General features: G+C 51.4%; 13 protein-coding genes. 6 read left to right on the forward strand and 7 right to left on the reverse strand.

What is annotated here, in order from left to right:
- Positions 1-191: 191 nt before the first annotated feature.
- Positions 192-578 (forward strand): CRISPR-associated protein Csx15, encoded by a 387-nt coding sequence (csx15, locus tag F1593_RS25915; RefSeq protein ID WP_149404459.1) that lies wholly within the window; start codon positions 192-194, stop codon positions 576-578.
- A gap of 349 nt (positions 579-927) precedes the next feature.
- On the opposite strand, the gene F1593_RS25920 is transcribed toward csx15, so the two are convergent.
- The 3 genes from F1593_RS25920 to F1593_RS25930 form a co-directional block, all read right to left on the reverse strand.
- On the reverse strand, positions 928-1,224 hold the full coding sequence (locus F1593_RS25920; protein ID WP_149404460.1) for a hypothetical protein: 297 nt from the start codon (positions 1,222-1,224) through the stop codon (positions 928-930).
- A gap of 297 nt (positions 1,225-1,521) precedes the next feature.
- On the reverse strand, positions 1,522-1,830 hold the full coding sequence (locus F1593_RS25925; protein ID WP_149404461.1) for a hypothetical protein: 309 nt from the start codon (positions 1,828-1,830) through the stop codon (positions 1,522-1,524).
- Between the two features lie 23 nt (positions 1,831-1,853).
- Positions 1,854-2,111, reverse strand: coding sequence for a hypothetical protein (locus tag F1593_RS25930; protein ID WP_149404462.1), 258 nt, complete (start codon positions 2,109-2,111; stop codon positions 1,854-1,856).
- A 282-nt stretch (positions 2,112-2,393) separates the two neighbouring features.
- On the opposite strand from F1593_RS25930, the gene F1593_RS25935 reads away from it, so the two are divergent.
- The 4 genes from F1593_RS25935 to F1593_RS25950 all read left to right on the forward strand — a co-directional run bounded on the left by F1593_RS25935 (position 2,394) and on the right by F1593_RS25950 (position 5,526).
- A complete protein-coding gene (locus tag F1593_RS25935) occupies positions 2,394-2,804 on the forward strand; it encodes a GntR family transcriptional regulator (RefSeq protein ID WP_149404463.1) in 411 nt (136 codons plus the stop codon).
- Positions 2,801-3,766 (forward strand): ABC transporter ATP-binding protein, encoded by a 966-nt coding sequence (locus tag F1593_RS25940; RefSeq protein ID WP_149404464.1) that lies wholly within the window; start codon positions 2,801-2,803, stop codon positions 3,764-3,766. Before F1593_RS25935 ends, F1593_RS25940 begins: the two co-directional genes overlap by 4 nt.
- Positions 3,763-4,512, forward strand: a complete 750-nt coding sequence (locus F1593_RS25945) for an ABC transporter permease (RefSeq protein ID WP_149404465.1) — start codon at positions 3,763-3,765, stop codon at positions 4,510-4,512. The genes F1593_RS25940 and F1593_RS25945 overlap by 4 nt, the downstream gene beginning before the upstream one ends.
- A gap of 111 nt (positions 4,513-4,623) precedes the next feature.
- On the forward strand, positions 4,624-5,526 hold the full coding sequence (locus F1593_RS25950) for a CPBP family intramembrane glutamic endopeptidase (protein ID WP_149404466.1): 903 nt from the start codon (positions 4,624-4,626) through the stop codon (positions 5,524-5,526).
- On the opposite strand, the gene F1593_RS25955 is transcribed toward F1593_RS25950, so the two are convergent.
- From F1593_RS25955 to F1593_RS25965, 4 genes are all read right to left on the reverse strand, one after another.
- The gene (locus F1593_RS25955; protein WP_149404467.1) at positions 5,481-6,287 is read right to left on the reverse strand and encodes a glycoside hydrolase domain-containing protein; all 807 of its coding nucleotides are present in this window, start codon (positions 6,285-6,287) and stop codon (positions 5,481-5,483) included. The two genes, F1593_RS25950 and F1593_RS25955, sit on opposite strands and share 46 nt — an antisense overlap.
- Positions 6,288-6,440: 153 nt before the next feature.
- Positions 6,441-7,130 carry a hypothetical protein gene (locus tag F1593_RS29495; RefSeq protein ID WP_235932707.1) on the reverse strand — a complete coding sequence of 230 codons (690 nt, stop codon included), beginning with the start codon at positions 7,128-7,130 and terminating at the stop codon, positions 6,441-6,443.
- Positions 7,131-7,238: 108 nt separating this feature from the next.
- A complete protein-coding gene (locus tag F1593_RS29500) occupies positions 7,239-8,135 on the reverse strand; it encodes a hypothetical protein (RefSeq protein ID WP_235932708.1) in 897 nt (298 codons plus the stop codon).
- Positions 8,136-8,548: 413 nt separating this feature from the next.
- The gene (locus F1593_RS25965) at positions 8,549-9,259 is read right to left on the reverse strand and encodes an aspartate/glutamate racemase family protein (protein WP_149404468.1); all 711 of its coding nucleotides are present in this window, start codon (positions 9,257-9,259) and stop codon (positions 8,549-8,551) included.
- Positions 9,260-9,384: 125 nt separating this feature from the next.
- Between F1593_RS25965 and F1593_RS25970 the strand changes: the two genes are divergently transcribed.
- Complete coding sequence (locus F1593_RS25970; protein WP_149404469.1) at positions 9,385-10,287, forward strand: LysR family transcriptional regulator; 903 nt, start codon at positions 9,385-9,387, stop codon at positions 10,285-10,287.
- Positions 10,288-11,031 lie beyond the last annotated feature (744 nt).

Genomic DNA, 11,031 nt, shown 5'->3' on the forward strand with positions numbered 1-11,031 from the left:
GAGTGTGACAGCTTGCTGCTTGAATTCCTTGGTATAGATCGGTTGAGATTTGCCCATTGAACCCTCCTGATATGAGTATAGCAGATTTCTCTTCTCCGACCCTCCAAATTCGGGGGAATTCCAATTACCAGATATCGCTCGTATTATGGAACAGGAAGCGAAAAATCCAAAGTATCGGAGGATCTAATTGAATGCTTCTACTTAACTTCAGTCATCCCTTAACGAATGAACAGCGAACACAAATAGAAACGCTCGCTGCAGCGGCGATCGATGATATACGTACTATACCCGTGCAGATCAATCAGGATGAACCACTTGACCAGCAAATCATCACTATCGTAAATGCAGCAGGACTCTCATCTGAAGAGTTGCAAACAAGTACACTGCTCATTAATCCACCCGGTTATGCGCCAGCAGCATTCGCGCTACTGGCCGAACTCCATGGTCGGATAGGTCATTTTCCCACGCTCATTCGTCTCAAACCCCAAAAGGGTGTTATTACAACCTATGAAGTAGCTGAACTGCTAAATTTGCAAGAAATTCGTGATACAGCACGCATCAAGAGACATGAGAATTAATAGGAACATACAGGTAGATACATCTATGCGATCAACGTAGGTCCGATCCCTCGCGGTCGGGCTCCCTTACTCGTACGCTCAAGCTCCCTTCGCCACTCCATCCTTCGTTTTCAGATTCTGAGAAGCGGTAAAAGGGACTGTTGCGTACGTTTCACGGAGCCTCACCGTAAAGGATGAGGCCTACGTTGTCTGGGAACGTTGGTCATCCACCCAAAAACCTCTACCCGTAAGACCCTCTCCCCTGAAAAAGGAAAGCCGTGCAAATGATCGCAGAGAGTACAACACTCCTCAACTGAGAAGCAGAGTGCTATCGGTTCATGGAGATGTTTCGCTCTGGCTCATGCGAGCACTAAGCAGCCGGTGAGGTTGGCGCTAAGGTGACCTCATACCCAAGCATCTCTAAGCGGTGAACAAGCCGCTTTTGGACTGCTTGCCGATCGTGTTCGTCGAAGAAGTTGCCTCCCAGTTCCTGGTAGTCTTTCTCATCAGCTAAGACATGATACACGATCACTAACAAGGTATGTCCCACCGCAATCGTCGCTTTCTTGCCTCCTCGCCGGAGCACGAGGCGATGATATTGTGCAGAAAGGTAGGACTCTTTACAATGGGTAGCAGCATGCGCCGCTTCAACCAGAGCTGTCCGCAACTATGGGCTCCCTTTGCGTGTTTTGCCACTGAGGCGTTTGCCAGTGCAACAGCATTTTAATTGCCGAATTCACATGTAATAATCATCTGAAAAGCTATGACTAATTTTCCCGTAGCACTCCATTTTCTATAAAAATCAAAAATGATTTTTGCAACTCATAAATCATTTTCACTGTTAATTGCATCAGATAAATCTTCCATAAAATCTTGTTCTTGCATCCATTCGGGATGGCTTAAAAGCCGTACTTTAGCTTCTTTCATATTTATCCAAAATATACTTCTTAACACATACAGCGCATCAGAAACAGGTGTGTTGAGTATGAAGATTAACAATGACTTGTTCCATATTAGCACTGCTCTGGACATATTCTTTGTACTCTTCATTGAGTTGAAGACATGTATCTGAAAGGCGCAACTCATTCTCCCATAGCGCATACGATTGCAACTTTAGTCGAGCATCTTCAAAATCTACGACACGTATAAGCACTTGTGCTGCTTGCATAAAAGGAACATTCTCTGCATGCAGACGAACAATAGACTCATCAATAGTAGCTGTAAGACGAGCATGCTCTTGATATTCAGCAACAAGTTGATTGAACGACCTCATTATCCCATTCTCCTAAAGTATTACTATTGATCACGATATGGTGTAAGATCAACAGGATTCCACAATCTTGATCTTGTCCTCACGCTAGAGCTCCCTGCTACTCGTTCCACATTAGACCATTCTAATCTATCAAGTCCTTGGTTGGCTAAAAACTTAAATAAAGCACTTCTTCCTTGAATTATAGCAGCTAATGCTTTGCCTCTTTCTATAGGTCCATCATCGTTGTATACAGAAGGCGCATCTAGCGTAATTGTTTTGCCTTTTACATCAACTTCAGACAACAGTTGAACATTCCCATACTTTGTTGGTATGCTGCCTGACAAATCCATACCACGATTGGGTATAATAGCCCTCTTATAACGACACAATCAAAACGAGTAATTTCCTCTAAAAATAACCCTCGCTGAGCTCAGAGAAAGCCCAATCTCGCTTTCTCTGAGCGACTTTGCAGCCACCGATAACGCTATCCACCTGACACATACCCCTTGACAACCTCGTATTTACACTGTATCATGTCATCAATGTATCAATATTATAACACACTGATAGATGAGGGCAAAAACATGGCAATCTGGTTACATGTCAGTACACGAAGCAACGTCCCTATCTATGTGCAGTTGATTGAACAGATTCAGCACGCTCTCGAAGTCGGCACGCTCTCACCGGGAGACACCCTGCCATCAGTGCGAGAACTCGCCAGCGAGCTATCAATTGCGCCCAACACGATCGTCAAAGCCTATAATGAGCTTCAGCGTATGGGCTTTATTGAGAGCCGAGCAGGGAAAGGGACAGTGGTACTCGGCAAAGTAGAGGAAACAGTACGGGCACGACAGCAAGAGGCGCTACTAGAGAATCTGCGGACACTGGTCCATGATGCCAGCGAACTGGGACTAAGTGCTGAAGCATTGCAGGCCCACTTTGAGGAAGCAATGAAGCAGTTCTTTACAAAGCGGCAACAGAGAGGCAAATTATGAATGATAACACATTAAGGATGCAGAGTAGAAATACTTCAGCGCAGGCGTTGATAAGTAACATAGCCATTGAGATTGAGAACTTGACCGTTAACTATGGAAAAAATCCGGTCATCAAAGGACTGAGCCTGGAAGTGCCCGTTGGTTCGATCTACGGATTTTTAGGGGCCAATGGAGCAGGCAAAACCACCACCATCAAAACCCTGCTCGGCTTCCGGCCACCGAATAGCGGTCGTGCCAGAGTGCTTGGTTATGATGTGGTCAGTCAGCAACGTGAGATCTGCCGACGTGTCAGTTATGTCAGCGAGACAAACAGTCTCTATGAATACTTAACCATCTCCCAGTTATGTCATCTCTGCCGAGATATGCAACAACACTGGAATCAGGAAATAGTTAATCGCTACATTCATACGTTTGAATTGCCATTAAACAAGCGCGTCAAGTACTTCTCCAAAGGGATGAAATCGCAGTTGGCTCTCTGCCTCGCATTGGGCAACGATCCCGACCTGCTCATCCTGGACGAGCCAACGACGGGATTAGATCCTGTCGCACGTCAGGTATTCCTCACAACCCTCGTCAGTGATGTCGCAGCTGCGGGCAAGACAATCTTCTTCTCCTCGCACATCCTCTCAGAGGTTGAGGCCATTGCCGACCACGTGGCCGTCCTGCACCATGGCAGCATCGTACTCAACGACGAAGTTGACAATCTGCGTGAAATGCAAAAGGTGCTCCACCTCACCTACGTGGAACAGCCACCAGCCGAAGAACTGGAGAGACTGCGCCGCTGGCCCGGTGTACACCTGTTTGAGCAAGAAGGGCGTACAGTACGTCTGCGCATCGAAGGAGATGTCGATGCACTCACAAAGAGCATTCAAGCACGCCCCTATGAGCCGCGCAATCTTGAGGTAGTCTCAGTGCAGCTTGAAGACCTGCTGATTGAATATATCAAAGGAGGTGGAAAATGAAAACGAAAGAGTTGCTGGAAGCACGCTGGAAAGTGATTACCTTCACCCTGCTGGCCTTACTGACCTCTGCTGGCAATATCGCCATTTACCAATATAGCCACTATCAGTTTACGCTAAGTCGTAAGTCTGCACTTTTTCAGGATATGCTGCAAGATCCTCTCCTGCATGATTTCAATGCATTTCTCTGGAACCACTGGTTTGGGGTAAATGGTCTGTTGGTTATGGCATTCTTCGCCATTATCCTGGGGAGTGGATTGATTGTCAACGAGGTAAGTAAGGGCACCATCTTCTTTTTGCTGAGTAAACCGGTCAGCCGAGAACGCATTTTGCTCACTAAATATGGAGTGAGTGCAGGGCTACTCCTGGCTGTAAGTGTCATGAGCAGCCTCGTAATTGTAGTTGTAAGCATTGCCGTGGGGCATCCACAGGATCTACTGCATGTGCTGATTGCAACAGGACTGCTCTGGTTGGCAACATTGTTCCCATTGGGAATCTCGCTCTTCTTCTCTATCGTCTCTCCCGATACGCTACGCTCAGTGGTCTTCTCCATGCTCCTGACGTTTGCGTTTGTAGGGCTACCTGCGCTTCTACCTAATGGTCAGAACTGGACCCTCGAACACTATTGGAGCAGCCAGGAAACCTATCTGGCAGGCGGTTTCCCGCTCAAAGAATATCTGGTATGCCTCATCACGGCAGTAATACCTGTACTTGCTGCTCTCATCTTGTTTCGCAGAAAAGCCTATTAAAGCCTATGATCCTGTTTTAAGAAAAACCTATTAAACAACTTTAGCAGTGGTGGTGGAAGCTCTACAAAGGAGAAATGTCACCATTGTATTACTAACATAAGGAGTTTTAACGTGGACATCACGTCATCCGCTCGTCCTACTGTCTCTTCTTCAAATGGCCTGCGGCGCTTTATGCAACGCCATCCACTGCTCTGCTACTTTGTGATGGCCTTTGGCTTCACCTGGCTGGGATGGATACCGTATGTGCTTTCCCAGAGTGGACTACAGCTCTTGCCTGTGAGTCTTTCTCAGTTTGCCTCCCTCCCCGGAGCATATATGGGACCGCTCATGTCTGGGTTTATCATGGCGGCTGTCACTGAAGGCAAACCTGGCGTCGGCCGTCTGTTACACCGCTTCGTCTTGTGGCGCGTGGGTTGGCAGTGGTATCTGGCTGCCCTCCTTGGTGTTCCTGCCACCATTCTGCTGGGATTGATGATAATGCCAGGAGCCGTAGCGGCGCTTCATGTCAATCTTGCTCAATTTGTTTTGTTCTTCCCGTTGCTCTTGATCCTGGAGATCTGTACCAGCGGACTGGCAGAGGAGCCCGGATGGAGAGGATTTGCCTTGCCTCGTCTGCAACTACGCTATGGACCTTTGCTGGGAAGCGTGATCCTTGGTGTGTTGTGGCAGTGCTGGCATTTGCCTCTGTACCTGACAGACTGGGGCCATGGAGCAAATGGGCTTTTAATCGCTCTGGAGATCATTGGCAATGTGGGCCTCACTATCGTGATCACCTGGGTATTCAACCACTCGCGGGGCAGCTTACTCATTGCCATCCTGATGCATGCAACCCTTGATGCCTTCGGCTCGGTCGCGGCAGTGAGTATCTTTTCAACACAATGGATACTGGTGAATGGTAACATAGCTCTGCTGATCGGTTTTGGTATCGTTGCGCTAGTGCTGGTCATCGTGACACGCGGTCGTCTGGGCTACCAGCAACCCGTGGGTATGCTTCTATCCAAATCATTCACGTAGGTTGGTAGCGGGCTGCCGCTCTCAAAGCCAGTGGAGAAAGTACTGCTGGCGCTGTTGACGCTACCATACGAAGGCGGTGCGTCGGCTGGATTGCTCCCCCAGGTTGTGTTGGCTGTGCTGGAGAGCGTATAGTCGAGGGTACCACCGTTGGCGATGAAGGATGCAGGTAGCCATGGTTTTGTGCTCGCGCTCCCATTTAGCGCGAGACTCTGGACATAGTAGGTTGTTGCAGACGCCCCTGGTGCATTGATCTGGATGGTCTGTCCGCCCGGTCGGGTCAGTGTAATGCTCGGGAAGAGCGGACTGGATAGTGCCAGGTTCGCGGTACCAGGAGTCTCAGGGAACATCCCGAGCGCTGCGAAGACAAAGTCCGATGAGGTCTCGCCGAGGTCATCGTTACCAGGGAGACCGCCTGGTCCTGTCGAGAACAGCGTGTTTTCAACCTGCCGGGCAACGTCCTGTGCACGATATGGAGCACCAGCGTAGTCGTACTGCCACAGTGTCTCAAGTGTTGGTTCGTTGCCTAAGAATGCATAGGACGAGTTAGGACCGCCATTCAGCTGTGTAAAGAAGGTATTGAGCCGCGTGACGATTGCGCTATTGCCGCCCTCGTTGGCGAAGAGCCCCGCCAGATTGAAAGGTACCAGCCAGTTATACTGTGCTCCATCGCCTTCGACCCAGTTGTTGCCGCTGGTCGGATTGTACCCACGAATTGCGCAACGAGGTTGTAGCTGAGCTAATTGCTGAGTGAGAGGGGGCAAGCCGCCCGGAGCGAGACATGGTCCTCAAACGTGCTGGCAGAAACAGCAGCAGATGAGAGGAACGGAAGCAAAGCGGAAGGAAGAAGCCATGAGTCCCCGCTCGGAGAGGTCCACCTGTCCGAGGAGCCCCCATCTTCTCAGCAGCGTAATTGGTTACGCAACCCGCAGACCGAGGAAGTCAACAAACGTGTCTGGCACGCCGAAGAGCTTGATGCTGACTGGCTCCTCGGCTGGCGCACGCGCATTGCGAGTGAGGCGCTCTGACCACGAAAGCCGAAAGTGCGCCCGCTGCGCCCGTGAAAGGATCGAAGGCGAAGGCAGAGAACTCCCCTGGCGGGATGCGTCCTCTGCAAGCCGCACCTCGACCTCGATCTGTTGATCACGCACGAGTTGAATACAGGCGCGCCGGTGCTCTCTGCGGCTCCAGTCACGCCAGAGCAGGGGAGCCGAGCCAATGACGAGCGGGTGGAGCAGCACACTCACCTGACGAGGTTTCCCAGTGGCTTTGCCATTCCATTGACACTGCTCACGCAGAGGACAGGGGCGGCAACTGTGGATACTGGCGGCATACACCATGCGCAGGCTTCCATCGGCTTCTCGGCGACGCTCGTGCGCGACGAGCAATTGCCCGGCAGGACAGCGGAGCGTTCCATCCGGCTGAAGGGCAACGTCGCGACCTGAGAAGCGGCCAGTTTTCCAGGGCAGGGCGACTTCTGCCGCCCCGTACCCCTGAGCAGGAGAAGATGAGGGGATCTCCTTGTGCGCAGGGGGGAGAGGGGGGAGAGGGAAAGCAGGAGCAAACTCGGTGGTACGCACCGGGTCGGGAGCTAGCTGATGCCCCAACTCCAGGCGGAGGTTCCACACCCATTGGCTGATGAGTTGCCATGCCTCCTGACCCGATGCGGTATGGCAGACCCACCGGTCAGGGTCTTGCTCCTGGTCTTCATCGGCTCAAGCATTCTCAAACGCGCCGCGATGCAAGTAGAGGGCGACCACATCAGCAGCAGTAAAACCGTCCTGGGACAGATTCGTCAAGAACAGTTCGTAGACGATGCCATCCCTTTCGACGCCAATCCGGCTTTTCGTCTTGCCAGCAGGATGGGTCGCAACGATGATGCGAACCCGCTTGCCTGCTTTGCTCAGGAGTTGTTCCGGACAATCATAGAGCGCGCGCACCATCCCGCTTTCCGGGTGGGTGAGGTGCTGATCCGGAGGCAGTTTCAGGTGCGCCTGGATCTCAGCTCGCTTCAAGATCTGATAGTCTTTGCCGCGCATCACAAAAGACAGGCCAGCCAGATCCGCGATCACTGCACCGGTCCCATATTGCCCATCCAGACGCAGGAGCGCACACTCCTCGGGATGATGATGCGCCTGGAGATAGCTTTGAATGGCCGTGACCGCCCGACGCAGTTCCACTCGGTACTCTCCGTTGCCAGGGTTGCCAAATGTGGCAAGCCACTGATGCGTATGGGCCTGTAAGACCGTGGTGCGCGAGCGCACGACTTCCCCTCGCTTGCGACCGGTGTAGCCGGGGGCACACAGCGGGCGCAAACGCCGCGTGGGAACTGGTTGATCTGCAGTCACAGGCAAGGCGCGTTGGCGGGCCGCCTCGCGTGTGCCATCCACATCGAAGACGCGGAAGTGGTTCCTTTGCCGGTCCCACAGTCCATCTGGCTGCTCCTCGTTCTTGGGTGAACGAGGAGCAGATCTTTCAGAAACAGAGAGCGCGGGATTCAACAGTGGCCTGGTCGAGTGCGGCGAGAAAGCGACTGAGGGTGGAACGAGCGGGCAGGCGGTCGCGCCCGAAAAGCGCCATGAACGGGCTTGCCCAGGGCGCAATCCGCTCATAAAAGGCTTCCAGCGTACGTTCGCCACTGATGGCATAACCGAAGAGCACGGCCACAAAATCGATGACGTCGTAGTGTCCGAAGCGTTGGCGGGCAAAGCGCACCTGTTCCTCGATGCCGGCAAGCACCCCCTGACGGTGTAAGTGGTGAATGATCAACATGATTTCCCCGAACCAGCAGGGCAGAACGGGGGCTGATTGTGCTGAAGCCTGGATGTTGACCGGAGAATACGCGATACTGGTCATGAGTCCTCCTTACTGAAAGGGTCTTGATTGTTTTCTTTCTGTAAGGAGGCACATTTTCAGGCTTGTTTGCTACTTGGGGTTAGCTCGTTGCGCAACTCGTGGGAATATCATAAGTAAAACACAGAGATCATTGGACTCTTTTTCTGCCCCAATCTGAAGAAGCATTCCATTATGGCGTCTCAGAAGGAACTGCCAGGGCCATATTGACTGCAGCCAGGGCATGTAAGGTGGTGGTGTCAAAGGTAGGGAGCATCACGTCATCAGGACGAATGAGCAGCATGATTTCCGTACAGCCTAAAATGATACCTTCTGCACCACGACTGATCAATCCTGCGATGATCTCTTGGTAACGATGTTTCGATTCTGAGGTAATGATCCCACGCACCAGTTCGTGATAAATGATCTCATGGACGACCAGGCGCTCTGCTGCGGGAGGAATGAGGATGTTCAATCCATACTTGCTTTCCAGTCGGCCTCGATAAAAAGGCTGTTCCATCGTGAAGCGTGTCCCAAGTAATCCAATGGTGCGGATTCCGTGCCTGGTGATCGCCTCCGCTGTGGAATCGGCGATATGCAGCAACGGAATAGTCAGTCGGCCTTCAATGGCTTCTGCGACTCGATGCATCGTATTGGAGCAAATGAGGAGAAGTTCTGCACCCCCACGCTCGACGTATTCTGCTCTTTGACTCAAGAGGGTGCCCGCCTCCTCCCAACGGTTCTGATGCTGCAAGGTTTCGATCTCGGCAAAGTCCACCGAATAGAGAATGCAGGCCGCAGAATGCACTCCGCCTAAACGCTCTCGCACGGCTTCATTGATAATCCGATAGTATTCGCGGGAGGATTCCCAACTTAATCCGCCAAGCAACCCAATGGTTTTCATTGATCACATCCTTTCTTGTGTGAGAGGTTATCCCTCTCTCGAAGAGCATACCGCATGTGCTATAATCGGTGCAACGCCACTCTCCGATGCAATCATTCGGCTACGCCGATGGATGGAGGAACCGCATGGAATTGCGTTATTTGCTCACCTTTCGTACTGTTGCTCGTTTGTTAAGCGTCACCCAGGCCGCAGCCGTGTTACACTATGCCCAATCCAGCGTTTCCGACCACATTCACGCGCTGGAAGACGAATTTGGTGTCAAGCTCTTCGATCGCCTTGGAAAACGTCTTGTCCTTACCCAATCGGGGCACCGCTTGCTCGACTATGCCGACCACATGATCCGGCTCACAGAGGAAGCGCGTCTGGCGATCCCGGGAGGGGAAGAGCCAGCAGGAACACTTGTGCTCAGTGCCCCGGAGACGCTGTGTAGTTATCGCTTGCCTCTCGTTCTGCAACGCTTTCGTCAGCACTTTCCCCAGGTTCAACTTAGCTTTCGCCCCAATGTGTGTACGCACTTACGACAGATGGTCACCGCAGGGGACGTAGATGTCGCGTTTCTCTTGGAAACTCCTGTAGAAGATCCTCATCTCATCATCGAACCATTAGTCGTGGAACCGCTGGTGGTCGTGGTCAGTCCAGAACACCGCTTAGCACATTTAGAACACGTCTATCCAGCAGATATGGCGGGCGAAGCCTTCTTGGCGACGGTGCCGGGATGTAGTTACCGCGTCTTGTTTGAGCGAGCACTGGCTGAGGGTCATGCTCAGCCAGCTATGATCCTGGAATTTCATAGTATTGAGGTGATCAAACAATGCGTGATGTCAGGGATGGGAGTGGCGGTCTTACCAGCGATTGATGTTGCGGCAGAAGCCCAATCAGGTCGTATCGCAGTTCTCGCGTGGGCAGGGCCAGAGTTGCAAGTCGTCACCCAAATGGTGCGACACAAAGACAAATGGCTTTCGCCAGCACTCCAGGCGTTTCTCATGATAACACGTGACGTGTTGATTGGCTCTCAAACGAAGAGCTGACGCCGCTCCGGTGTTTGTTCTTTGATGAGAAGAAGCGACCACCTGGGCACGACAGTTCACCTCAAGCTGGGCTAAAATCTGAGCAGTCTCTTTGTTTTGCTTCTGGTAAGATTGCCGTTCTTGAAAAAAACACACAGAAAGGCAGAAGACACCAATCAGGCTCTTCTTGAGAAATACTCCTCCTTTCTATCGTGTTTCGATCGTTTCAGAAAATCCAATAAAGAAGCGTGCATGCTCAATGCACCACGCCGATCAGCCCAATCCTGAAAAGAAGCACAGGCAAGGTGGGCGATGCCTGATCATACCTTGTCGATCAATAACAAGGGAGCAGATGCGGCTCGGTCGATCCCAGGAGCGACTCACTGGCGTAGAGACCATCCTACGGTACCTCATGATCACGAGGAACATACATCGTCATCGGTACCAAAGAAAAGTTGTAGTAGTTCTGAATCAAGCCTTACCCATTTTAAAGAGGCCCGAAACAAATTAGCTCCACTCCAATCCACCTTCTGTCCTTTGGTCACAAAGTCAACATCACTCAAATCAATGATGACATCTTCAGACAGCTTTTCTCTCCATTTATTCCAGGCAAAAACGTCATCCAAAAGGAGATGGAGATAGTATAGTGCCCCGCTTTGTCAAGACAATAAAATCGAGGTCTGTAAGAGAAACTCACTTTCTTTCTGAACACGAATTGGAATGACGATAAAATGCAGTAAGAACACGGTAATAAATCTGTTCTAC

It is taken from the genome of Dictyobacter arantiisoli, assembly GCF_008326305.1.
Taxonomy (GTDB): domain Bacteria; phylum Chloroflexota; class Ktedonobacteria; order Ktedonobacterales; family Ktedonobacteraceae; genus Dictyobacter; species Dictyobacter arantiisoli.

Excerpts from the sequence above, each read along its gene's own strand:
- F1593_RS25940 (WP_149404464.1), top strand. The coding sequence starts at position 2,801 with ATGAATGATAACACATTAAGGATGCAGAGTAGAAATACTTCAGCGCAG.
- F1593_RS25965 (WP_149404468.1), bottom strand. The coding sequence starts at position 9,259 with ATGAAAACCATTGGGTTGCTTGGCGGATTAAGTTGGGAATCCTCCCGC.
- F1593_RS25935 (WP_149404463.1), top strand. The coding sequence starts at position 2,394 with ATGGCAATCTGGTTACATGTCAGTACACGAAGCAACGTCCCTATCTAT.
- F1593_RS25945 (WP_149404465.1), top strand. The coding sequence starts at position 3,763 with ATGAAAACGAAAGAGTTGCTGGAAGCACGCTGGAAAGTGATTACCTTC.
- F1593_RS25925 (WP_149404461.1), bottom strand. The coding sequence starts at position 1,830 with ATGAGGTCGTTCAATCAACTTGTTGCTGAATATCAAGAGCATGCTCGT.
- F1593_RS25970 (WP_149404469.1), top strand. The coding sequence starts at position 9,385 with ATGGAATTGCGTTATTTGCTCACCTTTCGTACTGTTGCTCGTTTGTTA.
- csx15 (WP_149404459.1), top strand. The coding sequence starts at position 192 with ATGCTTCTACTTAACTTCAGTCATCCCTTAACGAATGAACAGCGAACA.
- F1593_RS29500 (WP_235932708.1), bottom strand. The coding sequence starts at position 8,135 with ATGAGCGGATTGCGCCCTGGGCAAGCCCGTTCATGGCGCTTTTCGGGC.